At 34.0% G+C, this 25,477-nt stretch carries 23 protein-coding genes; 10 read left to right on the top strand and 13 right to left on the bottom strand.

Features of this window, described 5'->3' with window-relative positions:
- Positions 1 to 18: 18 nt before the first annotated feature.
- From AA088_RS05205 to AA088_RS05180, 6 genes are all read right to left on the bottom strand, one after another.
- Complete coding sequence (locus tag AA088_RS05205; protein WP_046744157.1) at positions 19 to 915, bottom strand: OmpH family outer membrane protein; 897 nt, start codon at positions 913 to 915, stop codon at positions 19 to 21.
- Positions 916 to 962: 47 nt separating this feature from the next.
- Positions 963 to 3,584, bottom strand: a complete 2,622-nt coding sequence (bamA, locus tag AA088_RS05200) for an outer membrane protein assembly factor BamA (RefSeq protein WP_241483384.1) — start codon at positions 3,582 to 3,584, stop codon at positions 963 to 965.
- 7 nt (positions 3,585 to 3,591) lie between these two features.
- A complete protein-coding gene (locus AA088_RS05195) occupies positions 3,592 to 4,332 on the bottom strand; it encodes an isoprenyl transferase (protein ID WP_046743881.1) in 741 nt (246 codons plus the stop codon).
- 18 nt (positions 4,333 to 4,350) lie between these two features.
- A complete protein-coding gene (porG, locus tag AA088_RS05190; protein WP_046743880.1) occupies positions 4,351 to 5,037 on the bottom strand; it encodes a type IX secretion system protein PorG in 687 nt (228 codons plus the stop codon).
- A gap of 100 nt (positions 5,038 to 5,137) precedes the next feature.
- Positions 5,138 to 6,025, bottom strand: a complete 888-nt coding sequence (locus AA088_RS05185; RefSeq protein ID WP_046743879.1) for an NAD kinase — start codon at positions 6,023 to 6,025, stop codon at positions 5,138 to 5,140.
- On the bottom strand, positions 6,026 to 6,682 hold the full coding sequence (locus AA088_RS05180; protein WP_046743878.1) for a CBS domain-containing protein: 657 nt from the start codon (positions 6,680 to 6,682) through the stop codon (positions 6,026 to 6,028).
- Positions 6,683 to 6,776: 94 nt separating this feature from the next.
- Between AA088_RS05180 and AA088_RS05175 the strand changes: the two genes are divergently transcribed.
- The 9 genes from AA088_RS05175 (at position 6,777) to AA088_RS05135 (ending at position 16,964) form a co-directional block, all read left to right on the top strand.
- Entirely contained in the window at positions 6,777 to 7,496 is a 720-nt protein-coding gene (locus AA088_RS05175) for a pyridoxine 5'-phosphate synthase (RefSeq protein ID WP_046743877.1), read from the top strand.
- Positions 7,493 to 8,263: an alpha/beta fold hydrolase gene (locus tag AA088_RS05170; protein WP_046743876.1), complete on the top strand. Its 771-nt coding sequence runs from the start codon at positions 7,493 to 7,495 to the stop codon at positions 8,261 to 8,263. The genes AA088_RS05175 and AA088_RS05170 overlap by 4 nt, the downstream gene beginning before the upstream one ends.
- A 126-nt stretch (positions 8,264 to 8,389) precedes the next feature.
- The gene (locus AA088_RS05165) at positions 8,390 to 9,643 is read left to right on the top strand and encodes an OmpP1/FadL family transporter (RefSeq protein WP_046743875.1); all 1,254 of its coding nucleotides are present in this window, start codon (positions 8,390 to 8,392) and stop codon (positions 9,641 to 9,643) included.
- Positions 9,644 to 9,662: 19 nt separating this feature from the next.
- On the top strand, positions 9,663 to 11,177 hold the full coding sequence (locus AA088_RS05160) for an SGNH/GDSL hydrolase family protein (protein ID WP_046743874.1): 1,515 nt from the start codon (positions 9,663 to 9,665) through the stop codon (positions 11,175 to 11,177).
- Positions 11,178 to 11,409: 232 nt separating this feature from the next.
- Positions 11,410 to 12,735 carry a trigger factor gene (gene tig / locus AA088_RS05155; RefSeq protein WP_046743873.1) on the top strand — a complete coding sequence of 442 codons (1,326 nt, stop codon included), beginning with the start codon at positions 11,410 to 11,412 and terminating at the stop codon, positions 12,733 to 12,735.
- A gap of 82 nt (positions 12,736 to 12,817) precedes the next feature.
- Complete coding sequence (clpP, locus tag AA088_RS05150) at positions 12,818 to 13,510, top strand: ATP-dependent Clp endopeptidase proteolytic subunit ClpP (RefSeq protein WP_046743872.1); 693 nt, start codon at positions 12,818 to 12,820, stop codon at positions 13,508 to 13,510.
- A 27-nt stretch (positions 13,511 to 13,537) separates the two neighbouring features.
- Positions 13,538 to 14,770: an ATP-dependent Clp protease ATP-binding subunit ClpX gene (gene clpX / locus AA088_RS05145; protein WP_046743871.1), complete on the top strand. Its 1,233-nt coding sequence runs from the start codon at positions 13,538 to 13,540 to the stop codon at positions 14,768 to 14,770.
- A gap of 10 nt (positions 14,771 to 14,780) precedes the next feature.
- The gene (locus AA088_RS05140; protein WP_046743870.1) at positions 14,781 to 15,590 is read left to right on the top strand and encodes a LytTR family DNA-binding domain-containing protein; all 810 of its coding nucleotides are present in this window, start codon (positions 14,781 to 14,783) and stop codon (positions 15,588 to 15,590) included.
- A 117-nt stretch (positions 15,591 to 15,707) separates the two neighbouring features.
- On the top strand, positions 15,708 to 16,964 hold the full coding sequence (locus AA088_RS05135) for a serine hydrolase domain-containing protein (protein ID WP_082106570.1): 1,257 nt from the start codon (positions 15,708 to 15,710) through the stop codon (positions 16,962 to 16,964).
- Positions 16,965 to 17,200: 236 nt separating this feature from the next.
- On the opposite strand, the gene AA088_RS05130 is transcribed toward AA088_RS05135, so the two are convergent.
- From AA088_RS05130 to AA088_RS05105, 6 genes are all read right to left on the bottom strand, one after another.
- Positions 17,201 to 17,941, bottom strand: coding sequence for a methyltransferase family protein (locus AA088_RS05130; protein WP_046743869.1), 741 nt, complete (start codon positions 17,939 to 17,941; stop codon positions 17,201 to 17,203).
- Between the two features lies 1 nt (position 17,942).
- Entirely contained in the window at positions 17,943 to 18,521 is a 579-nt protein-coding gene (locus AA088_RS05125) for a phosphatase PAP2 family protein (protein ID WP_046743868.1), read from the bottom strand.
- A gap of 3 nt (positions 18,522 to 18,524) precedes the next feature.
- The gene (locus tag AA088_RS05120) at positions 18,525 to 19,085 is read right to left on the bottom strand and encodes a phosphatase PAP2 family protein (protein WP_046743867.1); all 561 of its coding nucleotides are present in this window, start codon (positions 19,083 to 19,085) and stop codon (positions 18,525 to 18,527) included.
- A 71-nt stretch (positions 19,086 to 19,156) separates the two neighbouring features.
- Positions 19,157 to 20,203, bottom strand: a complete 1,047-nt coding sequence (locus AA088_RS05115; RefSeq protein ID WP_046744155.1) for a helix-turn-helix domain-containing protein — start codon at positions 20,201 to 20,203, stop codon at positions 19,157 to 19,159.
- Between the two features lie 243 nt (positions 20,204 to 20,446).
- Positions 20,447 to 22,066: an OmpA family protein gene (locus tag AA088_RS05110; RefSeq protein WP_046743866.1), complete on the bottom strand. Its 1,620-nt coding sequence runs from the start codon at positions 22,064 to 22,066 to the stop codon at positions 20,447 to 20,449.
- 188 nt (positions 22,067 to 22,254) lie between these two features.
- Positions 22,255 to 23,772 carry a GH3 auxin-responsive promoter family protein gene (locus AA088_RS05105; protein ID WP_046743865.1) on the bottom strand — a complete coding sequence of 506 codons (1,518 nt, stop codon included), beginning with the start codon at positions 23,770 to 23,772 and terminating at the stop codon, positions 22,255 to 22,257.
- Positions 23,773 to 23,903: 131 nt separating this feature from the next.
- Between AA088_RS05105 and AA088_RS05100 the strand changes: the two genes are divergently transcribed.
- Positions 23,904 to 24,698, top strand: coding sequence for a DUF2797 domain-containing protein (locus AA088_RS05100; protein WP_046743864.1), 795 nt, complete (start codon positions 23,904 to 23,906; stop codon positions 24,696 to 24,698).
- Positions 24,699 to 24,755: 57 nt separating this feature from the next.
- Here AA088_RS05100 and AA088_RS05095 read toward each other — a convergent pair whose 3' ends face one another.
- On the bottom strand, positions 24,756 to 25,397 hold the full coding sequence (locus AA088_RS05095) for a LysE family transporter (protein WP_156168416.1): 642 nt from the start codon (positions 25,395 to 25,397) through the stop codon (positions 24,756 to 24,758).
- Positions 25,398 to 25,477: the final 80 nt, after the last annotated feature.

Here is a 25,477-nt window from a genome sequence, read left to right as displayed (position 1 = left end):
TATTTGTATTAAGTGTTGTTAATTTCCGCTTCCAGCACCATTGCCTTCTTCGTTTTCTTTATTGTTTTCTTGTTGCTTTTTTCGTTCCTCCGATTTTTTACGCTTTTCTTCTTCTCGTTGTTTACGTTTTTCTTCAGCGGCTTTCTTTTTAGCCTCACGTTCTTCAATCAATTTTTTACGTCTTTCTTCGTATTCTTTCTTTTTAGCTTCGCGTTCTTCTAAACGTTTTTGTTTTCGCTCATCTAAAAGTTTTTGACGTTCTTCTTTCTTTTGCTCAGCAGCTTGTTTCTTTGCTTCAATTTCAGGATTTATTTCCTTTTCGTCATCTTCAAACTTAGATTGCTCATTTTTAGCTTTAATTTTTGCTTCTCTTCCTTTTCGTTTTTCATCTCTATTGATGATTCTAAGTACTTGATCACTGATGTCAAATTTTTTCGAAGAAAAAAGCATTACAACATCTGCCGACTTATCAAATACAAAATCATAACGTTTCTTTTGTGCAATATCCTGAACCGCATTTAGTACTTGATCTTGGATAGGCTTTGCCATATTTTGACGTTGTACCATTAAACTTCCATAAGGGCCAAAACGGTCTTGTTGAAATTTTTGTAATTCTTCTTCCAGAATTTCAATTTCCTCTTCACGTTCGTCAATCAATTCTTTGGTAAGCAATACACGTTCTGCACTCAAATTTTTTTTCATTTGATCGATTGTGGCTTGCTTTTTTTGGATTTCATTTTTCCAACGTTGTGCTTTGGCTTCTAGTTGTGTATTTGCTTCTTGATATGCGGGTACATTTTCTAATATATATTCCATATCAATATAGCCTACTCTTGCACCATTTACACGTTGTTGCGCTTGAACGGAAAAAAGTGATAGAAGCGTTATTACTAAAAAAAGAACTTTCGTTTTCATATCTGTTGGTTTGTTAATAGAAAATATCGTGCCAAAATTAAAATTACTTAAAATTGTTGTCCGATAATGAAATGCGTTTCCCATCCGTTTCGCTGTGTCGTTCCTGGAATTGGATCAAATCCATAACCAAAATCGATACCTAACAATCCGAAGGCAGGCATAAATATACGTAATCCTGCGCCAGCTGAGCGATTAAGCTCAAAAGGATTGAACTCTTTAAACGAATTAAATGATCCTCCAGCTTCCAAAAATGTCAAGGCATAAATAGATGCTGTTTGTTTCAATGTAATCGGATAACGTAACTCTAACGAAAATTTATTGTAAATAGTACCTCCATCAATATCAGAAAGTGATTGGTTTGGATATCCACGCAATGCAATGGCTTCTCTACCATCCAAACTAAAGTTTCCTAATCCATCTCCACCAACAAAGAATCTTTCAAAAGGAATGATTCCTCTATCGTTGTTGTAAGCTCCTAAAAATCCAAAATCAGCCTGTGTTTTTAGTACTAATTTATCAACGATGTTTTGGTACCAAGCACCTTTAAACTTGATTTTGTAAAATTCTAACCATTTAAACTTTTCTTGATCTACTTTTCCACGATTTACAATTGGTGTTTCTCCTGGCTCTAATGTAGGACCTAAATTGGCTGGTTCTCCTGGTAAATTTGCGTTGGCATTTAAGAAATTTCCATTAGCATCTTTCAACTGATATTCTTCTTGGTTTTCTAAATTTCCGTAATCTACGTCATTAAACAGCGAATAAGGTAGTGAAAGTTTTGCACTCACAGAAAATTCTGAACCTTGCATTGGATAAATTGGGTTAGGTCCTGAAGAATTTCTGCTCAAAGCAACAGTATATGAGAAGTTATTTGAGAATCCATTTCCAAAGGTAAATAGCCCCGTATTATAATTTTTTAAGTTGTAATGTTGAAAACTTAAGGCTTGTGATAATACAAAGTAGTCATCTGGTTCAGCTAAACGTTTTGCAAGTCCTACTGACAATCCGGTAATCAAGAAACGTCTGTCTTTATCAGCGCTATTTGTTGCAGGATTGAATAAGAACTGAACTGTATGCGATAATGAGGTTGTGAATTGAACTGGTTTTTTTCCTCCTAACCATGGTTCTGTAAAAGAGAAACTGAAGGTTTGGAAAAATCTACTTGCTTGCGCTCGTAACGCTAATTTTTGTCCATCTCCTGTAGGCAATGGTTTGTACGCTTCTCCATTAAATAAATTACGAATAGAGAAGTTGTTGAATGATAATCCTAAGGTTCCGATGAAACCTCCACCACCGTAACCACCTTGGAGTTCGATCTGGCTTCCTCCGCGTTCAGCTAAACTGTACTCTACGTCCACAGTTCCACTGTTAGGATCAGGATTTTTAATTTCTGGACGAATTTGTTCTGCGTCAAAGAAACCAAGTTGTCCTAACTCACGGATGGTACGAATAATTTTGTCTTTACTATATAATTCTCCTGGTTTGGTTCTAATTTCACGAAATATTACATGATCATTCGTTTTATCATTACCAACAACAGAAATGTTATTGAAATAAGCAGGCTTTCCTTCAATGATACGAATTTCGAAGTCAATCGTGTCATTTTTTGCAGAAACCTCTACAGGGTTGATGTTGGAGAACAAATATCCATTGTTTTGGTATAAGTTGGTAAGATCGTCTGCATCAGGATCGGTTTCATCAGCAATACGTTTTTCTAACAATACTCCGTTATAGGTATCTCCTTTTTTAATTCCCAATAAGCGGTTCAAGTCTCTATCGGTATATACCGAGTTTCCTAAAAAGGTAATATCTCCAAAGTAGTATTTGTTTCCTTCTTCAATCGCAATATCAATATTTAAGGTGTTGTCTTCGTTCCAACTGATGGAATCTTTAATAACACGAGCGTCACGATATCCGTTTTCTTTATATTTTTCAATGATTGAGTTTAAATCTTCTTTATAATCCTCAGGAATGAATTTAGAAGATTTGAAGATGCGTAGAGGGAATTTTTCCTTGGTATTTTTCATTGCTCTACGGAGCTTTTTGTCTTTAAATTGCTTGTTTCCAGAGAAGCGAATATTCTTCACTTTTACTTTTTTACCACGATCTACATTGACAATAATCTTTACATTATTAGTCGCATTGTCAGTAGTATCGGCTTTTGTGGTGATGTCTACTTTGGTATTGTAATATCCTTGTTTTTTGTACTTATTTTGGATAAAGTTCTTTGTGTTAGCTAAGAAGCTTTCCGTTACTTTTTTTCCTTTTTTAAGTTCCGTTTCTTTGATGATTCCTGCGGCTTTATTTTCTTTCAATCCGCGAACTTCAACATCAGAAAGTGTCGGTAACTCTTGAATATTAAGTTCTAAGAAAATCTTATCGCCTTCAATTCGGTCAATATAGAAGTTGATGTCGCTAAATAATTCGAGTCCCCAAAGTTTTTTGATAACGGCACTAATTTCTTCTCCAGGAACCAAAATTTCTTGTCCTTCTCGAAGTTGAGTGTACGTAATGACCGTTTGCTCGTTATAACTTTTTAACCCTGTAACTTTAATGCCTCCAATGATATATTTCTTTCCTTTATCAAAAGTAGTTTCTTGTGCATAAGTGGCGATACTGCAAAACAGTAATAATACTAGTAAAAATGATTGTAGGTACTTTTTTTGCATTAAAATTCTAATTAATTTGTTCGCTTGTTTTTCCAAATCTTCGTTCTCTATTTTGATAATTAATCAATGCTTCGTATAAATGTTCTTTGCTAAAATCTGGCCACAATACGTTAGTGAAATACAGTTCTGCATACGCTATTTGCCATAACAAAAAATTACTTATACGATGTTCTCCGCTAGTACGTATAAGTAAATCTACATCGGGTAAATTTTGCGTGTAAAGATGCTCATTAATAATGGATTCGTCAATAGATTCTAAAGAAATTATATTATTTTTAACTTTATAGCAGATTTCTTTAACAGCATTTTTTAACTCTTCCCTTGAACCATAGCTCAATGCCAGTGTGAGTGTCATGCGAGCGTTATCTTTTGTTTTTTCAATAACTTCAAATAGTTCTTTTTTAGCTTTTTTAGGAAGTGAATCCAATGCGCCAATGGCTTGTAATCGTATGTTGTTTTCTTGTAATAGATTAAGCTCTTTTCGCAAGGAAGAAACCAATAGCTTCATTAATGCATCTACCTCTAGTTTTGGACGGTTCCAATTTTCTGTAGAAAAAGCATATAGGGTTAAATTTTCTATGCCTAATTCAGCGCAAGCTTCTACCGTTTGTCGTACAGCTTTTGTTCCATTTTCATGACCAAATACTCGAAGTTTCCCTTTTTGTTTAGCCCAACGACCATTACCGTCCATAATAACGGCGAGATGTTTTGGCAGAAAGTCTTTTTGTATTTTATCCTCTAAACTCATGTGTGTTTTGCTTGTGTGCTAGTAACAATAGCAGGGTTTTTTTCCAAATGTATATGTTAGCGTAATTCCCATAAACATATACCAGTCATTACTATGTATGTTTCCGAATTTTAAGCTGTCAAATTCTTCCTTATCATTTACAGGATTGCTTCCGTCAATATCGTCTGTAAACGTATAGCGAGCACCTATTTCCAGTCCCAAAATAAATTTGTTTGAAATGGTTGTTTTATATCCCAATACCATCGGAATGGCAAATGTATTATCGTCGCCATATGGAACAATACGATTGTTTTCTAGGAATAAAGTATCATAGTTAAAATAGGAAATTCCCGTAAATAAATATGGAGTTCCTTGAGGTTCAATGTCGTGTAGGTTAAATTCCCAAAAAGTAAACTCTACGCCAATTGATACTTCTGTAATGGTGTTGGTAAATTCAAGTCGTCTGAGTTGTCTGGCAGGATCATCCGAATGAATGTCTTTTCCTTCTAGAAGTGTTCTTGTAAGAGAAGCTCTAAATGAGTGACGCTCACTTCGGTTCCATTTGTAAATAACTCCGTAAGCTAAATGATTAGGATTGATATATTTTGTAGAGCCAACATCGCCAATAAAATTACTGTACCCAACATAGCCTCCAAGTTCATGGAGTTGTGCGTACAAATTTTGGGTTAACGTAAAAGCAACCAACAGTATAACGAGTCTTCTCATAGGTATCAAAAGTTTGCAAATATAGTATTCTCTTTTATTATAGGCAATTCATAAAATAAGCCTATGCCATTTAAACACAATTTGCTACGTTTTATTGCTTTTAATTTCGTTTATCTTCGCCCCAAAGAAGCTTTTTTCTAAGGGTTTTCAAAAAACTTTGTCCTTCAAGTTCTACAAGCTTTACAGTAAAAGGCGCTTTTTTAATGGTTATTATACTATTAATGCTCACTGTGGCTATTCTTGAATCTAAAGAAATAAGGTGCTTGTCTTCGCGACCAGAAACTTCAAGTTGAATTTTGGTATGATCGGGGATAACTAATGGGCGTGCGTTTAAGTTATGAGGAGCAATAGGAGTTAAAACAAAACTATTGTTGTTGGGAGTAATTACAGGACCGCCACAACTTAACGAATACCCTGTAGAACCTGTAGGGGTGGCAATGATAAGCCCATCTGCCCAGTAGGAATTAAGATATTCATCATTTAAGTGTGTTTTTACTGTAATCATCGAAGTGGTGTCTTTTCGAGCAACAGTTACTTCGTTGAGTGCAAAATTCATTGCTAAAATCTCATCATTAGTAGGTAAAGTTTCTACAGCTAGAACACTTCGTTCTATAACAGTAAATTCTTTTTGGATGATTTTTGTAATGGCTTTTTTGATTTCTTCTTTTTGAATAGTAGCTAAAAAACCCAATCGACCAACATTAATCCCTAAGATAGGAATATTAAGGTCTTGAACATAGGTAATGGTTCGTAAAATAGTTCCATCACCTCCAATGCTAAAAAAAAGATCAAAGGATTCGTCAAGATCGCTATAAGATTCAAAGGTTTTATAATTACTAGCTACTTCAACTTTATCAGAAAGTAACTGGTAATAGGTTTTTTCAATATAAATATCTACGCCAAATTGTTGTAAGTTTTGGAGTAAAAAATCAACGTATTCTCCTGAGTCTTGGTGATAAAACTGTCCGTAAATACCAACTTTCTTCATTTATATATTGAGGTATTTGTCTAAATATTCTGAACGATCTTTTAAGCTCTGCATATAGGTATCTTCTGCAAATTCAGATACTATATTATAACTGTAGCGTCTAAACGATTGTACAATTTCGTTCAATCCGGTATTATTTAATTTCAAGGTTACTTGCGCCACGTCATTTTCGATTTTTGAAATAAACGCACCAAGTAAACGTGCATTATTTGATTCAACAATCTGACTAATCTCGCTAAAAGAATAATCTTTAATGCCTTTTTCAACAATTAAAACGCTTCCTAATTCGTGTAAAAAAGGTGTTTCATTGAAAATATTAATAATATCATTTAATTCATAGTAGCCTATATATTGATTCTTGTCATTCAAAATAGGCATAATATTCGCAGAATTTTGTCCAAAAGCCTCCAATACATCAATCCAATTGGTGTGTTCGCGTACAAAAAATTGTTCTAGCGCATATCGATATTCACCTATTTCTTTATCAGCATCAAAACAATGTGAATCGGTTTCGGAGATACATCCTATATATATATCATTTTCCATAATAGGAAGGTGTGAGAATGTAAGTTGATTGAACATCAATTGTGCTTCTCGAACTATATCTGTAACCGTCAAAGGATTGACATCATTAAGTATATATTGAGCAATATTCATAATGGAAATTATTTATGACTGCAAATTAATTAAAAATAACTACTTTCTTCGCATGGTAAGTTTGTATTTTTGTGTTCAGTTAAAAAATAAAGCAATGACTACAAAACTTAGTGTAAACATTAATAAAATAGCTACATTACGTAATTCAAGAGGAGGCGATGTTCCAAATTTGGTAGCATTTGCCAAAGATGTTCAACGTTATGGAGCAGAAGGAATCACAATACATCCGCGGCCAGACGAACGACATATTCGATACCAAGATGCGCGCGATTTGAAACCTATTGTATATACTGAATATAATATAGAAGGAAATCCTATACGAAAATTTATTGATTTAGTGCTTGAAGTGCAACCAACACAAGTAACGTTGGTGCCAGATGCGGTAGATGCTATTACGTCCAATGCAGGTTGGGATACAATTAAAAATAAAGATTTTTTAACAGAGGTCATCGATGAGTTTAAAACTCACGGAATTCGTACTTCTATATTTGTAGATCCAGTAGTTGAAATGATTGACGGAGCTAAAAAAGTAGGAACGGATAGAATAGAATTGTATACTGAAGAATTTGCTCATCAATACAGTTTGGGAAACAAAAAAGCGATACAACCATATATTGATTGTGCTGTTCGGGCTAACGAATTAGGAATTGGAGTAAATGCAGGACACGATTTAAGTTTGGATAATATTCAATTCTTCGCTAGAGAAATTCCAGAACTGTTAGAAGTCTCTATTGGGCATGCATTAATTGCAGAGTCATTATATCTTGGGATTGAAAATGTAGTAAATATGTACTTAAATAAATTGAAGCAATGATAGTACATTCAAACATTATTGGAACTGAAGGAAAACCTTTGTTGATTTTACATGGTTTTTTGGGAATGTCTGATAATTGGAAAACACTAGGGAAAAAAATTGCTAAAGAAGGCTATCAAGTGCATTTGATTGACCAGCGAAATCATGGACGTAGTTTTCATTCAAGTGAATTTAATTATGATCTTCTCGCGGAAGACATAAAGCGGTATTGTCATCATCATAGGTTAGATTATATTTCGCTTATAGGACATTCTATGGGAGGAAAAACGGCTATGACCTTTGCTATGTTATATCCTGAAATGCTTGAAAAGCTAGTGATTGTAGATATTGGGCCTAAGTTTTATCCAGTACATCACGAACAAATTCTCAAAGGACTAGCTGCTATAGAAGCAAAAACATTAACAAGTAGAAGTGATGCGGAAGACATCATGGAAAAATACGTGCCAGATTTTGGGACAAGACAATTTTTATTAAAAAACCTATACTGGCTTGAAAATAAAACGTTAGGCTTACGGGTTAATCTAAAGGTATTAACTGAAAACGTTAGTGAAATTGGAGAAGCACTTTTAGGAAACACAACCTACACCAAAGAAGTGTTGTTTTTAAAAGGAGATAAGTCAGAATATATTCTTACAGGAGATGAAAAGTTAATTCGTCAATTCTTTCCAAAAGCAAGTATTCAAGAAGTCTCAAATTCTGGACATTGGTTGCATGCGGAAAACCCTAAAGAATTTTTTGAAAAAACCGTTCAATTTCTAAATTCTTAAAAAACATTTTAAATTTATTATGAATGCATAATATTTTCGTATAAATCTTGTGTATATCATAATTTGTGCTAATTTTGAAGCACTGATTTTACAAAAATTTAACCTTAAATCATCAATTTAATTATTATGAAAAAACTTTTATTGGTATTGACCATCGCGCTTTCGGCTTCGGTAATGTATGCTGGAGGATATAGAGTCGGAGTTCAGGGTCATAAGCAATTGGCAATGGGACATACGGGAGTTGCTGTTGTAACAAGTGCTGAATCAGCCTTTTTTAACCCAGCAGGTCTAGTATATTTGGACGGGAAGCTTAATGTATCTCTTGGGGCAGCTGCGGTACTCTCAAATACTGTGTATCAAAATAGAGAGTTTGGGTATTCAAGAAAAGCCGATAATCCTTTAGGAACACCTTTTTATGCATATGGAGCTTACAAAATTAATGACTGGTTGTCTGCAGGGATTGCTGTATACACACCTTATGGAAGTAGAGTTGAATGGCCAACAGATTGGGAAGGTTCTCATTTGGTAAATGAAATTGAGCTTTCTGCTATTTTTGTACAGCCAACATTATCTATTAAGGTTACGGATAAATTAAGTATTGGAGGTGGACCAATTTATGTAACTGGTGCAGTAAACTTTAACAGAAACTTATCAAGAAGTTTAACTGATGAGGCAGGAAACCGTTCTAATGTAACTATTGATGCTTCTGGAATTAATGCATGGGGATATTCGGTAGGAGCTATGTTTAGAGCTACAGACGATATTACTCTTGGATTTAACTATCGTTCAAAAATTGATATGGAAGTTGAACGTGGAGATGGAACTGCAGATTTCGAAAACTTACCAGGCGCATTAGCAGGAAGTTTCCCTGATGGAGACTTTACAGCAACATTGCCTTTGCCAGCAGAATTGACTTTTGGTGCTTCATTCAAACCTTCTGATAAATGGTTGATTGCGTTCGATTATACACGTACATTCTGGGACGCATACAAATCGTTAGATGTTCAATTCTTTAACGCAGCAGGATTATCAAGAAACCCAAGAAACTACAAAAACTCTTCTATCTATAAAATTGGGGCGCAATACGAAGCAACACAAAAAGTAACTGTAAGAGCAGGGTTCTATTTTGATGAGTCTCCTATTAGAGATGGATATTTTGCGCCTGAAACACCAAGACCAGATTCAGTAAACTTTACAGCTGGGTTGTCTTATAATTTGAACAGCAAATGGGCGATTGATGCATCTATACTATATGTACACTCTAATGAAATTCAAAATTCATACGATTACTACAGAGAAGCAGGACAGCCTTTGTCATTTGGCGGAGAATATAAATCAAATGCTATTGTAGCAGGAATCGGAGTGTCGTACAAATTATAATCGTAAATAGCAGAAAAAGATGAAAAACAATATAAAATATTTAGCAGTATTAGCGTTAGGATTATTTGCCTGTGAACCAGAATTTGATAACCCTATCGAAGAAAGTGGCACATACTCTAGTGGATCAGCAAATCTATCTACATATGTTGCTGTAGGGAACTCGTTGACGGCAGGATATATGGATGGAACTGTTTTCAGAAGCGGTCAGCAAAACTCCTTCCCAAATATCATGGCGGCACAATTTGCGTACGCTGGAGGAGGAGAATTTACACAACCTTCATATGAAGATGACGTAAATAATGCAGGTGGATTTCTTTTACAAGGAAACCCATTACCAGGATTTGGAACGCGTTTGGTAATTGACGCAAGTCAAGGACGTCCAGAAAATCTAAATGTTACCTCTACGGTAGAAGTGTCAAACTTGCAAGCAACTGCATATAATAATATGGGAGTTCCAGGTGCAAAATCATTCCACCTTGGAGCACCAGGATATGGAAACATAGCAAACTTAGCAATTGGAGCAGCAAATCCTTACTTTGTGCGTCATGCTACATCACCAAATGCAACAGTAATAGAAGATGCTGTATCATTAAATCCAACATTCTTCTCACTATGGATTGGAAACAATGACATATTAAGCTTTGCTACCTCGGGTGGAGCAGGTGTAAATCAAACAGGAAATCCAAACGTTTTATCGTATGGACAAAACGATATCACTGATCCAGGGGTGTTTGCATTTACTTACCAAAGTTTGGTTGATGCATTAACAGCTAATGGAGCAAAAGGAGTAGTAGCTACGTTACCAGACGTTACATCGATTCCTTACTTTACAACTGTTCCTTACAATCCAATTCCAATGGATGCACAAACAGCAGCATTTGTAAACAATGCGTATGCAGCATACAACGGAGGATTGCAATTTGCAGCAGCTAATAACCTAATCACAGCAGAAGAAGCAGCACAACGTACTATTCAGTTTACTGCTGGTCAAAATGCAGTTGTGATTGTTGATGAAGATTTGACCAATCTTAACGGATTTGGAATTCCAAGCTACCGAATGACTACTGCAGATGATTTATTAATTTTACCATCTTCAGGATTCATTGGAACATTAGCAAACCCAGCAGATCCAACATCAGTAAATGGTGTAGGTGTGCCTTTGGCAGACAATTGGGTATTGACAACTACTGAAATTCAGATGGTAAGAACTGCTAGAACAGCATATAACAATGCGATTGTTTCTATTGCGCAAGCAAACGATTTAGCAATTGCTGATATGGCTACTAAATTAGAAGAATTAGTTTCTGGATTACGTACAAGTGATGGGCAGATTTATACAAACAATTATTTTAATGGTTCAAGTGATGCAGTTGCTACAGCTGTTTTCTCATTAGATGGTGTACATCCAAATGCAAGAGGATATGCAATTGTTGCAGACGAATTTATTCGTGTAATCAATGAAAAGTACGGAGCAGAAATTCCAAGAGTAACGGCGGGATATTATCCAGGGGTTACCATTGTTCCAACAAACTAACATATTGTAGTATACAATATAATGAAGCACCGATTATCGGTGCTTTTTTTATGCCCAAAAATGGCTTGATTCTTTTTCTAAAAAACCAAAAAAAGTAATTGTGCTGCTTCTCATATTTAAAAACTTCTGTAATTGCAGTAAAAATAATCTGATATACAATTGTTTAAATAACTTGATTCGCTTTTAAAAATAATGTACTTTTGCAACCCAATTTTCATATCATAAATAGAAGATGAATATAACAAGAGAAAATATTGATGCTTTAAATGCAGTCGTTACTGTTAATATTGAAAAAGATGACTATAACGATAAGGTAAACAAAATACTTACTGACTACAGAAAAACTGCGAACATTCCTGGTTTTAGAAAAGGTCGCGTACCTATGGGGCTTGTAAAAAAGCAATATGGAAAAGCAGTTCTTGTGGATGAGGTAAACAAATTATTACAAGAAAATTTAAACAAATATTTAGTTGAAGAAAAACTAGATATCCTTGGGAATCCTTTGCCAAGAATGCAAGAGGAATTTAACTGGGATGCAGAAACATTTTCTTTTGAGTTTGAATTAGGATTGGCACCTGAGTTTAGTGTAGATTTAAAAGGGAAAGCAATTACTCATTATGATATTGTTGCTGATGATAAAATGATTGATGGTCAGATTGAAAATATTCGTAAACAATACGGGAAATTAATCAGTCAAGATGAAGTAACAGAAGAATCTGAAGTAACAGGAGTTTTTACAAGTGAGGAAAGAGAAATTGAAAACAACGCTACGTTTGGTCTAGACAAGATGAAAGGAAAACGTAATCTTAACAAATTTGTAGGAGCAAAAGTAGGAGATACAATTACCTTAAAAACAAAAGGGTTGTTCAATGATGATCATGATTTGATGAACTTCTTAAAAGTTTCTCACGACGAAGTACACGATTTAGATATTGAAGTAAACTTTAAAATCAACGAAGCTAATAAAAGAGAATTAGCTGAATTAAATCAAGAGTTGTTCGACAAGTTGTTTGGAGAAGGCAATGTAACTTCTGTAGAAGAAGTAAAACAAAAAATCAAAGAAGATGCAGAACGTCAATTCGCACAACAATCAGATCAACGTTTGTTGAATGATGTTACTGAAGAATTGATTGAGAATACTAAATTCGATCTTCCAGCAGACTTCTTGAAAAAATGGATTCAATCTGCAGGTGAACAAGAGTTAACACCTGAGCAAGCAGAAGAAGAATATACAAAATCTGAAAAAGGATTGCGCTACCAATTAATTCAAGATAAATTGGTTAGAGAGAACGAAGTAAAAGTAGAATTTGAAGACTTAAAGTCGTTTGCAAAAGAGATGATTAGAGCGCAAATGGCACAGTTTGGTCAACTTAATCCTAGTGATGAAGAACTAGATAACATTGCAGCTAGAATTTTATCAAATCAAGATGAAGTACGTAGATTAACAGATCAATTATTAAGTCAAAAATTATTAGAACTTTTCAAGGAAAAAGCGAACCTTAAAAAGAAAGAAGTGACTTACGAAAACTTCGTTAAAGAAGTATACGGAGATAGCTAGTAAGAAATAAAATACTTATATTTAAGGCGTTAAAAACTATGATTTTAGCGCCTTTTTTTAATTAAAAAACGAAAAACTCAACATGGACTTTAAAAAAGAATTTCATAAATACGCAACTAAACATCACGGTATCAATAATATGTACTACGACAAAATAGTAAGTCGTATGTCTCCATCTGCCTTCTCTAATCCAGTAGGGATGACTCCGTACATTATTGAAGAGCGTCAATTAAACGTTGCGCAAATGGACGTATTTTCACGTTTAATGATGGATCGTATCATCTTTTTAGGTACAGGAATTGACGATCAAGTTGCCAACATTGTACAGGCACAATTATTATTTATGGAAAGTGTAGATTCTTCCAAAGATATTCAGATATACATCAACTCTCCAGGAGGAAGTGTATATGCTGGTTTGGGAATCTATGATACGATGCAATTCATCAAGCCTGATGTGGCAACTATCTGCACAGGAATGGCTGCTTCAATGGGTGCTGTACTTTTATGTGCAGGAGAAGCTGGAAAACGTTCCGGATTAACACACTCAAGAGTAATGATTCACCAACCACTTGGAGGAGCACAAGGGCAAGCAAGTGATATCGAAATTACAGCAAGAGAAATTTTAATATTAAAAGAAGAATTATATAAGATTATTTCAAAACATTCAGGACAACCTTATGACAAAGTCTACAATGACTCTGATAGAGATTACTGGATGAAAGCTGACAAAGCAAAAGAATATGGAATGATCGATGAAATACTTGTTCGTGAGTAAGCACAACAAGTCAACAATAATGAAATAATGGCGAAAGAAGAATTAGAATGTTCATTTTGTGGGCGAAAAAAGCCTGAAACCAACTTATTGATTGCAGGTTTAGATGCACACATCTGTGATAGATGTATTGAGCAAGCTCATGGAATTGTTCTAGAAGAATCCAAACAATCAAGCAACGACGAATTATCATCTGAATTGGTACTTCGTAAACCGAAACAAATCAAAGCGTTCTTGGATGAATTTATTATCGGACAAGAAGCAACAAAAAAAGTAATGTCGGTAGCAGTATACAATCACTACAAACGATTGTTACAGTCGCCAACTAATGATGATATTGAAATACAAAAAAGTAATATCATCATGGTGGGGCAAACAGGAACTGGTAAAACGCTTATGGCTAAAACGGTGGCGCGTATGTTAAATGTTCCTTTAGCAATAGTAGATGCCACTGTATTAACCGAAGCGGGTTATGTAGGAGAAGATGTAGAAAGTATTTTGACACGTTTATTACAAGCAGCCGATTACAATTTAGAAAAAGCAGAACGCGGAATTGTATTCATTGACGAAATTGATAAGATTGCTCGTAAAAGCGATAATCCTTCTATCACTAGAGATGTTTCTGGAGAAGGTGTACAGCAAGCATTATTAAAATTGTTGGAAGGTACTGTAGTAAATGTGCCACCTAAAGGAGGAAGAAAGCACCCAGATCAAAAATTCATTGAAGTAAACACAGAGAATATTTTATTTGTGGCTGGAGGAGCTTTTGATGGAATTGAACGAATCATTACACGTCGTTTAAATATGCAAGCAGTTGGTTACAGTGCTTCTAAAGAAGACGAAGCAATTGATGCAGACAATCTATTACAGTACATTGTGCCAAAAGACTTGAAAGACTTTGGATTGATTCCTGAAATCATTGGTCGTTTGCCTGTTTTGACACACATGAATCCACTAGATGCACATACGCTAAGAGCTATTTTAACAGAGCCTAAAAATGCAATCATAAAACAATACAAGAAATTATTCGCAATGGATAATATTGAATTTGAAATGACAGAAGGTGCGCTCGAATTTATTGTGGAAAAAGCAATTGAATACAAATTAGGAGCTAGAGGATTGCGTTCACTATGTGAAACAATCTTAACAGATGCTATGTTTGAATTACCTGGTTCTGACGAACAAGAATTGAAAATCAGTAAAACATATGCTGAGAAAAAGCTTTCTAAGGCAGCAATTAAAAAACTAAAAGCGGTATCATAAACAATTCGTGATGCAAGTACAAAATTTTTATATCCAATCAGTAGCAAAACAGCTATTGATTGGATTTTTTATTGGTCTTTGGTTATTCCTGTTTCTCTACTTTGTTGAACCTTATGATATGTATCAACTTCCTAAAAATGAACGCAGATTTGCTGTATTTGGATATAGTGCTGCGGCACTTGTTACATACATACTCGTAATTCCAATTCAATATTTATTGTATAAATGGAAAAACTATTGGAATTTAGTAAAGGAAATACTTTTAGTCTTATCGCTACTATTCATTTCAGGAATTACCAGTTTTATTTTCTTTAAGTATATTTTACTGCCTGATGAACCAAATGCGTATTCGTTTTGGTTTTTCTTTTCACAACGTGTATTTCCAACAGTAATTTTAATGCTGCCTGTAATGATATTTTTGCGTTGGAAATTTGGTGATAAAACGTTGCCAGAAACCATACCAACACTGCAAGAATCTACAATTATTATTAAAGGAGAAAACAAAGCGGAAGTGTTACATATCCAAGCCTCAGAATTGGTATATATAGAGTCTGCTAATAATTATGTAAAAGTACATTACTTGCTCAATGGCACATTGAAAAATGACTTATTTCGTAACAAAATATCTGTCATGCAAAAGGATTTTCCGTTCTTACTCAAAACACATCGTTCATTCTTAATCAATCCTATTCATTTTTTAGAATGGAAACGAGATGCTGCCCAAACAACTCTTATATTAAAACCCGAAACTGTAGAAATACCTGTCTCTAAAACCTACAAAAAAGTAGTAATGGACAAATTCATTAATCCCGCAAAATAAACCGTTCGCCAACGTTAAAACTATTCGCCACTCAAACCGGTTCATTCGCCACAAATACTTGTAAACGCTAAGGAAATGTTAGAATATTGACATGTGATATCAATAAAAATCTAACAAATGAAAACGTCAATTTTTAAAATTTCTACCCTAGTACTTTTACTAATTACTGCACTTTATTGTGAAAGTTGTACAATGGTTTATCGCTCAATTGTACATGGGCAAGCCGATGTTACCGATCATACATGGCAGCCTAAAGTAATTGTAGAAAAAGGAACACAAGAATTTACATTTGCAGTCAATACAAACACAGAGTTGGCTTCCTTTTTAGATGAAACATTACAAGGAAGTAATACCAATGCGTTCATGGTTATAAAAAATGATACTATTATCTATGAGCGTTACTTTAACACATATAATGAAGAATCATTATTGACTTCTTTCTCCGTAGGTAAATCATTTGTATCTGCTTTGATAGGAATTGCACAAGAAGAGGGGTTGCTTCATGAAAAAGACCCTATTACAAAATACTTGCCTGAACTTTTAACTCAAGATAAAGATTTTGAAAAGATTACCATTCAGCACTTGTTGAATATGCAAAGCGGTATCAAATTCGACGAATATCCTATCATCAATCCATTTACAGGAATGGCACGATTGTATTACGGGACTAATATTCGTTCCAAAATAACCAACGGAATGACCATTGAAGAAGCGCCAGGACGTTTCAATTATAGAAGTATTGATACGCAAGTACTAGGAGTAATTCTTGAACGTGTTACTCAAAAACCATTACAAGAATATCTTTCCGAAAAGTTGTGGAAACCTCTAGGAATGAAATCGGACGCTACGTGGACAGTTGATAGCGAACGGAATAAAATGGTAAAAGCATTTTGCTGCCTCAATGCAACTACGGAAGACTTTGCCAAATTCGGACGTTTGTACTTGCAAGGCGGTCAATGGAATGGAGAGCAAATTGTACCAGCGGCTTGGGTAGCAAAAACCGATAGCGGTAAAAAAATACGAAATCATCAAGGATATAAGAACAAGTGGTGGACAAGCTCGCATTATGATATCTTTCCAACTGTAGAAGAAGGAAAAGCCTATGCAGAGGCGAACAACAAACAATTCCTCGGTTCTAAAAAGCTCCAAAGTGGCAACTATGTATGTTATTTTCAAGGCGATGATTACAATGCACTCGGTATCTTAGGTCAGCATGTATATGTAAACCCAACCGAAAATATTATTGTGGTTCGCTTAGGTGATTCGTGGCGACATCACAAATTTTACCTTTCGGAACTTATTTATACATATATAGGCAATGGTCGCTATAAAAAGATGTTGCCAAAAAAAGAAGCAGCAGCCGTTGTAAAGTAGCGGATCATTCTACCAAAACCTCAGCATCAAATCACGGAATCTTCAAGACGTTTTACACAGTTGTTCCGTAGTAGAATTTATTTTGATACGTATCAAACTTTTTTTAATGGGTATTAAAATTTAAAAATGTCTTGAAGGTTTGATGAAAACATCTAGATGAAATTGTGCTATCTAGCATTTGGGTAACTAAATTGTCCGAAGGATTTTACTTTTTAAAACTATACTCTAGAAAATATCTAGTCTAAAACTTTTCTCTTTTTTAGAATTTTCAAAATCAAATAAATGAAAGAGAATAGAAGTGCAGATATAAACCAAAAATCGATTTCTATGGTAAGTTTTCCATTTTCTGCAAAGTCTCCGATACACTCAAAAAACCAAAACACAATAAATACAGCAGCAATCCCGTTTTTTTCTTTCTTTAACACTTTTTTCCAATCAAATGATTGTGTGGGTTTTTGAAAACCTTTGAAACTTGGGATGAAAGCGGGAACTTTATTTGCCCATTCAATATATTCGTTGCCAAACTTCTTTCTCAAAAAGTTTTCTTCTGCATACATGATTCTTTCATAATAGAAGGCGTAAAAGAGAATAAAAGACATTACAAACCAAAAGTTTTCTGTAAGCATTCCTATGCCTAACCACATAAAAAAATTACCAACATATAGAGGATGCCTTACTATGGAGTATACTCCTTTCACATTTAATTGGTCTGCAATTTGTCCATCTTTTGTATTTCTACCCGAAGTGTTTTTTGCAGCAAATCCAACGGTATACACTCTAATTGCAAAACCGAGTAGAGAAACGGCTAAGCATATATATTCAAATGATTCTGTAATCCAATTTTCTTTTCCTTCAATTTCAGTGTATTCTGTATAGCAATGCACTGAAAGGCCAATACCTAATATAATTAATGGTAAGTAACTTCTGTTTTTGAATAAATAATCTCCTTGTGTTTTTAATTCTTCTTGTAGTGCCATGTTAAAATCTGTATAATAAACCTAATTGATATATGTTGTTTTCTTTTGAAAATGTTAGTTTAAAATGGTCTCTTTTGTACGGTGTGGTAAATAAATAAGAACTTCCAATTCCTACTACGATGCCGCCTAATACATCCCATCCATCATGTCTGTCATTTAATCCTTCTATTCTACTATATGCCACAAATCCTGCTAGGGCAAATGCTGGAATACCGTATTTCCATCCATATCTTTTTTGGATAAAAGCAGCGCTTTGAAATGCCGTAGAAGTATGTCCAGAAGGAAAAGCATGTCCATCTGTTGCGCCATCAGGTCTGGGCTTGTTAATAGCATATTTAAGTAAATACGTTACTCCTAAGTTTGTCCCGAAAGATTTTATAAATTGCCAACTTCCTTTGCCATCGTCCATGATTAAAGTAGAAATGAAAGCTGTTGCTGGTAAAGCAATTTGTATCACGTCGCCAGTATCTTGGATAGTTTTTTCATATTTAATTTCTCTAGGACTTTCTTCCTGAGAAAATAATGAAGATGAAAACAATAAAAAGGTAGTTACAAGCAGTGTAAATTCGATTTTTCTCATTTTCTAAAATTTATATGTGAATCCAATCAAAAAACTCTTTTTGTCTCCTGAAAAAGTCAAATCAAAATGTTTCTTTTGATATTCAGTAGTAAATATCAAATTGCTTCCTAGTCCTATGGCAGCACCTGCAAGGATATCAAGTATATCGTGTTTGTTAGAATCAACTCTGCTAGCAGCGGTAAAACCAGCTAGTAGATAGGCAGGAATACTATATGTAAAACCATATCTTCTATGAATATAACCTGCGCTATGAAAGGTTGTTGCGGTATGTCCGGAAGGAAAAGAATTAGTATTACTTAAATCAGGTCTTGATTTGTTTATAGAAAGTTTAAGTCCATACGTAACTAACTCTGTAAAAATTAATCCTTTTGTAAACTGCCATGCTCCTTTAGTGTCCTTAATATAAAAACTGGTGCCTAGTGTAGTTACAGGAACTACTATAAGAAGTACATCGCCTAGTTTTTGAGTAGTTTTTTGTTTTGAATGACTTTCTTGTGCCTCCATAAAAATTACGGAAAAGCAGGTTAAAAGAAGCCAAACTAATTTTAAATTATGTAATCGCATTTTGGAAATTTGTTTCCCAAATAACGAGTTGTAATTGTATTGAATTATCGACTACATGTCCAAGATGTGCATTATGAACTTATTTGTATGTTGTTAGATAACTTTTTTTTAAATTCAGAAGGTGTTAACCCTTTGATTTTCTTAAAGGTATTGTTGAATGAGGATTTTGAATTAAAACCTACTTCCGTTGCCAATCCTAAAAGTGTATAATGCTCATATTTTACGTTTTTAAGACATTTTTCAAATTCTTTTACTCTGTATTCATTGATAAAGTCTTGAAAACTTTTGCCAATATGAAGGTTTAAAATTTCAGAAATGTATTGTCTAGGAATTTGCAAGTGATTGGATAATTTATGTATTGTAAGTTGTGAATCTAGAAAAAGCTTTTCCTTTTCCATTGACTTGATTAAGTTGTCTGTATATCCTTCAATTAATTCAGGTTTTAAACTTGACGTTTTGTATCGAGTTTTTTTAGCAATTGGTATAATTGTGTTCTCTTTACTTAAAAAGTTAAAGGAAATCATGTAAAACACAAAGCTAACCGTTAAGAATAAATAAGAAGTGAGAAGTGAATTGTCTAAAAATCTAAATGTTTCTATTCCGAAAAGAGAAGTAATTTCTTTTATATGAGACAAACTCATTATAATAGTTATAGGAATAATCAAATAAGTGATCCATTTTTTAGACCTGCTTTTTATTTCGCCAAAAAAGATGTAAAATAAATAAAACAAAAAGGAGAATTCAATTAAGAGTTCAATAATTTCAATAGCGAATACCTCTTCAGTATATAGTATTTCCAAGCTTTCAATGGTGAAATAAAGGATATTTGGTAAAAAGAACACCCAATCGGCTTTCCTAAATGTAACTGCTTCGGGATCTAAATATTTATAAAAGAGGAATAAAAATGTTACAAAAAGAGAACTGTCAAATAAAAACCAATCTGCATTTTCAATAAATAGGTTATTATCATCATCTCCTATAATGAATAGTAAGATGGATATGATGGTTCCAAGAAATAAATAAAAACTTACCTTTTTAAAAAGCGCTCTTTTTTTAATTAGCAGAAGAATTAAAAAAATTCCTTGTAATAGTGCTATGATTTGAAAAGTCCTTAACATAACCATAATTTCGGGTTAGTATTAGTAACTACTTATTCTTTAAAAAATTGTTTTGATGTACAATTTTAAATCAGAAGATTGACAAATATCAAATAATGTTGAATGTAAATCCTAGGGATTGTTATTATGTATAGTTTTAAGTTCAATAACTTCTTTCATTGTTTGTCAAAACCAAAATTGCATGTATAAAAAAAGGAACGCAAGAGCGTTCCTTTTTTGGGCAATATCAGTATTATTTACAATTTACTCCACGATTACAAACTCAATTCTGCGATTGCTCTCGTGTTGTGCTTCAGTACAGTTAGACTGACAATCTTCTTTAGGTTGTGTCTCACCGTATCCCTTAGAAACTAAACGGCTAGCGTCAATTCCATTGGTAATTAAATACTTTCTAGCAGATGCAGCTCTCTTATCAGATAACTTTAAGTTGTAGTTTGCGCTACCTCTTGCATCTGTATGTGCGTTGATTTCGATTTTCATCATTGGATTTTCATTCAGCACGTCTATAATCTTATTTAAAGATAAGGTAGACTCGTCTTTAATGCTCCATTTGTTATAATCGAAATAGATGTTTTCAATTTTGATTATTGTTTTCTCAGCTTCTTTTACGATTTCAGCTTTAGCTTGTGGTAACTTAATGGTCACTTTGTGCTTAAAATCATCTCCTCTAAACGATTCGAATACTTCTTCTGTTTCAATAAAACCATCTTTAGAAGCGTGTAATGTATAAGAGTTGTAAGGAATCACAGTAGTAGTGAAAACTCCTTTTTCATCAGAGGTAATCTTATCTACTATACGACCGTACGTATCTACTACAGTAACCGTTGCATTAGGTAATACCATGTTTGTTTTATAGTCTACTACAAGCCCTTGAAGCGTTTGCGTCGTTTTCTCTCTTTTAAAATAGTAAATATCATTTCCGCCTTTTCCTCCAGTTCTGTTAGAAGTGAAAAAACCAGAGTTTGATTGATCCATTAAGAAACCGAAATCATCTTCTGTACTATTTAAAGAGCTTCCCATATTTACAGGGAAATTGAATTTTCCATCGATGATTTTACTTTCAAAAACATCTAGACCACCTAAATTGTAATGTCCGTTAGAAGAGAAGTATAAAGCACTATTATCACCCATAACATATGGATAACGCTCATCTTTATGTGTGTTGATTTCTCTTCCTAAGTTTTTGGGTTCGCTATAGCTACCGTCTTCATTGATTTTTACAGAAAACAAATCGTATCCTCCAATTGATCCAGGAATGTTAGATGAAAAATAGATTGTTTTGTTGTCAGGAGACAAAACAGGGTTTTCAATAGCATATCCTTCTTGGTTAAATGGAAGCATTTCAAAGTTTGTCCATTCGTAATCAACCATTTCAGCTCTGAATATCTTTAAATTATGCTGTCCATTTTCTTCAATACTTCTAGTAAAAAAGACAACGTCTTGTGCACTTGATAAAGCAACAGAACCTTCGTTCCCATCTTTGGTGTTGATAGCTCTTGAAAAATTTACTAAGTTTTTAATTTCTCCTTTCTGATTCAAATCTCCACAATATAAATTGTAAAAACCGTCTGTTTTACTGCTAAATGCACCAATTCGCTTTGCAGAAGAAACAATGATTTTGTCTCTAAAGAATGCAGTTGCATGTTCTGAGTAAGGAGTATTAATGTTTAAGTTTTCAAAGTGATACATAAATCCGTTAGGATCTAATGCTTTGATTGCGCGATTTTTCACGTCTTTTTCCGCTACATTACTGTAGGTTTCACTAGTTTCAATCGCTGATGCCTCTGGCCCTTGTGCATTTGCGAAAGTCACTGTGAGCAGTACTAGTAGAAGAACTAGCACTGTAGGTGTGAATTTCTTCATTTTAAAATTTGGTATTGTACTATTGTTAATAATCTGATAACGTAAATATAAAGCAGGCTTTTTGAACGTTATATTTTATTAGATAAATGACGTGAAAAAACGATAAGTAGTATAAAATAAGGAAACTACAAGGAAAAACCAAGTGTTTTTACCTGTTATAGAATACAGTTTGAAGAACTTAAGAAATGCTATTTTTGGTTCATTTTGAGGAGTTCATCTAAGTAAGTTCGTTGACTTGAAAGTCGAGGAATTTTATGTTGCCCTCCTAATTTGTCTTTTTTCTTAAGCCAATCATAAAATAGCTTTGGACGTGCAACATGTAATTTTAATCTATTAAGAGTGATGTTGTTAAAACGTTTGGCTTCATAATCGGAATTGATATTTTGCAATGCTTCATCTAATAAGAAAGCAAACTCATCAATATTATCAGGAGCTTTGTTAAATTCTATAATCCATTCATGTGCTCCTTTTTCTCGATCATGCATAAATATCGGTCCAGCAGTGTATTCGACAATTTTAGACTTAGTAGCTGCGCATACTTTTTTAAGTGCAGCTTCTGCATTTTCAATAATTAACTCTTCTCCAAAAACGTTGATATGATGTTTGGTACGACCAGTAATTTTGACACGATATGGACTTATAGAGGTAAAGCGTACAGTGTCGCCAATCATATAACGCCATAAGCCTGCATTGGTAGTAATGACCACTGCGTAATTTTTGTCGGCTTCAACTTCAGATAATGGAATTACTTTTTGATTTGCTGTATGAAAAGTTTCCATAGGGATAAATTCATAAAAGATTCCATAATCCAACATTAATAAAAGTTCGTCTGAATCGTTTTGATCTTGGATGGCAAAGAAGCCTTCAGAAGCATTGTATATTTCGTAATATCTAAAATCTGTTTTTGGTAAAATGTTTCGGTATTGTTCTTCATATGGAGCAAAGCTTACACCTCCGTGAAAATAGACTTCTAAGTTTTCCCAAACTTCAAATAAATGAGCTTTTTGGGTTTGCTCTAATACTTCGTTTAGTAATACCAACATCCACGAAGGAACGCCCGCTAGGCTGGTTACATTTTCGCGAAGTGTTTCTTTGATAATCGCATCAATTTTTACTTCCCAATCGCCCATTAAAGAAACTTTATTACTTGGGGTGCTGCTAAATTCTGCCCAAAGCGGCATGTTATCAATTAAGATAGCAGATAAGTCTCCGTAATATGTGCCATTTTGTTCGTATAATTCTTTGCTTCCGCCCAAACGAAGATTTTTTCCATTGAATAGTTGAGCGTTTTCATTATTGTTGAGGTATAAACACAGTAAATCTTTACTAGCAGCATAATGACATAATTCAAGCGAATCACTACTTACAGGAATGAATTTGCTTTTGGCATTGGTGGTTCCGCTTGATTTTGCAAACCAGCGAATGGGTTTTGGCCAAAAAATATTTGATTCACCTCTACGTGCACGTTCTACCATGGCTTGAATGTCTTCGTAAGTAACTACAGGAACTCGTTCACTAAATGTTTTGTAGTCGGTAATAGAAGCGAAATCATGTTGAATACCTATTTCGGTTCTTTTGGCTGTTTGAAGCAAGGACATCAGCAGTTCTAGTTGAACTTCGTTCGGATTTTTTAAAAAGTGTTCTATTTGAGAAAAACGCTTTTTTAAAAACCAAGAAGCGATAGAATTAACTAATGGTATTGGCATTATAAAGTGATTATTCGGTTGTGATTTTAGCTGCTAAAATATGGCTACTCCTAAAAAGTTTGTTACTTTCGTTGTCTTATTTCGAAGGAAATACTCATATTTTAATTCAATAAAAATAGCAAAAATCTTTAATGATGTATCAAGGTGTTTTAACAAAAATGCAAACCGAGTTTGCAAAGCCCATTCAATATTACTTGAATTTTGAAGATGATTTCCTGAATATGAACCAATTACTTGATAGAAAATTGACGCTAAATTTTGAAAAATATGAATGTTTGAATTGTCATTTAGATAAAGAAATTTACCGTCAAGGGTTTTGTAAAAGTTGTTTTTTTGAAATACCAACGGCAGGTGATTGGATTATGCGACCAGAATTGAGTACAGCCCATTTGGATATTGAAGATCGTGACTTAGAATATGAGAAAAAAGTACAGTTGCAACCACATATTGTATACTTGGCATTATCTAGCGAAGTAAAGGTTGGAGTAACGCGTAAACGTCAAGTTCCAACTCGTTGGATTGATCAAGGAGCGATTCAAGCAGTGGAAATTGCTGAAGTACCTAATAGGTATTTGGCAGGTGTAATTGAAGTAGCACTTAAGTCGCACGTGTCCGATAAAACGAATTGGCGAAAAATGCTTCAAAACTTAAATGAAGATGCAGATCTTTTGGAAAAAAAGGCAGCATTAAAACAATATATTCCTGAAGAAGCACGCGATTATTATTTGAGCAATCGAGAAATTGTGGAGCTAGATTTTCCGGTGTTGATGTACCCGCAAAAGATAAAAAGCTTGAACCTTGTAAAAGCTCAAAATTACACAGGAGTTCTAAAAGGAATTAAGGGACAATATTTAATGTTTGAAGATAATACGGTATTCAATATTCGCGGAAACGAAGGGTTGGTTGTGCGTTTAGAAATTTCCTAAAAAAAAGTCTTCTGAACTTGATTGATAATGGTGTTTTTTATTGAAAGTTTTTCTTTACTATAAAAAATAGTTTAATAACTGTACGGAGCCAATGATAACCAACAATGCACCAATGAAACGATTAATGAGCATTGCAGTGTGTTGTACTTTATTTTTAATTAAAATACTGATTCGGCTGTAACTATAAAGAACCACTACTTTTCCTAGATATACACCCAAAAAGAATACAATTATAATAGGTAAAGAAGAATGCATGTTTATCTGCAAGGCATGTTCGTTCAAGTAAGAGATTATAAACAACCAATAAACCAATACAGGCGGATTCAGTAATCCTAAAAATAACCCTGTCAGATAATGTGAAGGCGCATGTCTGTTTTGGGTGGTTTTGTTTTTCTTTTTAAAGAATAAAATACCTCCAATAACAAATAGGGATGTTGCGATGATAAACTGTATCCACTGATTCATATCGATGAATTTTGTAACTGTGGTACTGCAATGTAGGGCATAAAAAGAAAGTACTATTTCGGCAATCCCTGCCGCAAAAGCAATCTTCATAGCATTCCGCATATTGTAATTGAGAGTGGTATGAATCACAGAAATATTAACTGTTCCTAGTGGAATAGCACCAATACACGTAACAATAAAACCAATTATAAAATACATTACAACTTCCATGAACAATTGGTAGGAAGTTTGCAAGATTCATTACAACGTTTTTTGTAAAATACTATATTTTTTCAATGCGTACGGTCACTTTGTTAGCAAGAAGAGAAGGCTTG

It is taken from the genome of Kordia zhangzhouensis, from assembly GCF_001005305.1.
Classification (GTDB): domain Bacteria; phylum Bacteroidota; class Bacteroidia; order Flavobacteriales; family Flavobacteriaceae; genus Kordia; species Kordia zhangzhouensis.
Note: the sequence above shows the minus strand (reverse complement) of the source record. Positions and strands in the feature narration are given on the sequence as shown.

Coding starts and splice junctions, on each gene's coding strand:
- AA088_RS05100 (WP_046743864.1), top strand. CDS start 23,904: ATGATGTATCAAGGTGTTTTAACAAAAATGCAAACCGAGTTTGCAAAG.
- AA088_RS05205 (WP_046744157.1), bottom strand. CDS start 915: ATGAAAACGAAAGTTCTTTTTTTAGTAATAACGCTTCTATCACTTTTT.
- bamA (WP_241483384.1), bottom strand. CDS start 3,584: ATGCAAAAAAAGTACCTACAATCATTTTTACTAGTATTATTACTGTTT.
- clpP (WP_046743872.1), top strand. CDS start 12,818: ATGGACTTTAAAAAAGAATTTCATAAATACGCAACTAAACATCACGGT.
- AA088_RS05115 (WP_046744155.1), bottom strand. CDS start 20,203: ATGTTAAGGACTTTTCAAATCATAGCACTATTACAAGGAATTTTTTTA.
- AA088_RS05160 (WP_046743874.1), top strand. CDS start 9,663: ATGAAAAACAATATAAAATATTTAGCAGTATTAGCGTTAGGATTATTT.
- AA088_RS05195 (WP_046743881.1), bottom strand. CDS start 4,332: ATGAGTTTAGAGGATAAAATACAAAAAGACTTTCTGCCAAAACATCTC.
- AA088_RS05170 (WP_046743876.1), top strand. CDS start 7,493: ATGATAGTACATTCAAACATTATTGGAACTGAAGGAAAACCTTTGTTG.
- tig (WP_046743873.1), top strand. CDS start 11,410: ATGAATATAACAAGAGAAAATATTGATGCTTTAAATGCAGTCGTTACT.
- AA088_RS05180 (WP_046743878.1), bottom strand. CDS start 6,682: ATGAATATTGCTCAATATATACTTAATGATGTCAATCCTTTGACGGTT.
- AA088_RS05110 (WP_046743866.1), bottom strand. CDS start 22,066: ATGAAGAAATTCACACCTACAGTGCTAGTTCTTCTACTAGTACTGCTC.
- AA088_RS05165 (WP_046743875.1), top strand. CDS start 8,390: ATGAAAAAACTTTTATTGGTATTGACCATCGCGCTTTCGGCTTCGGTA.
- AA088_RS05130 (WP_046743869.1), bottom strand. CDS start 17,941: ATGGCACTACAAGAAGAATTAAAAACACAAGGAGATTATTTATTCAAA.
- AA088_RS05105 (WP_046743865.1), bottom strand. CDS start 23,772: ATGCCAATACCATTAGTTAATTCTATCGCTTCTTGGTTTTTAAAAAAG.
- AA088_RS05175 (WP_046743877.1), top strand. CDS start 6,777: ATGACTACAAAACTTAGTGTAAACATTAATAAAATAGCTACATTACGT.
- AA088_RS05120 (WP_046743867.1), bottom strand. CDS start 19,085: ATGCGATTACATAATTTAAAATTAGTTTGGCTTCTTTTAACCTGCTTT.
- AA088_RS05125 (WP_046743868.1), bottom strand. CDS start 18,521: ATGAGAAAAATCGAATTTACACTGCTTGTAACTACCTTTTTATTGTTT.
- AA088_RS05135 (WP_082106570.1), top strand. CDS start 15,708: ATGAAAACGTCAATTTTTAAAATTTCTACCCTAGTACTTTTACTAATT.
- AA088_RS05185 (WP_046743879.1), bottom strand. CDS start 6,025: ATGAAGAAAGTTGGTATTTACGGACAGTTTTATCACCAAGACTCAGGA.
- porG (WP_046743880.1), bottom strand. CDS start 5,037: ATGAGAAGACTCGTTATACTGTTGGTTGCTTTTACGTTAACCCAAAAT.
- clpX (WP_046743871.1), top strand. CDS start 13,538: ATGGCGAAAGAAGAATTAGAATGTTCATTTTGTGGGCGAAAAAAGCCT.
- AA088_RS05140 (WP_046743870.1), top strand. CDS start 14,781: ATGCAAGTACAAAATTTTTATATCCAATCAGTAGCAAAACAGCTATTG.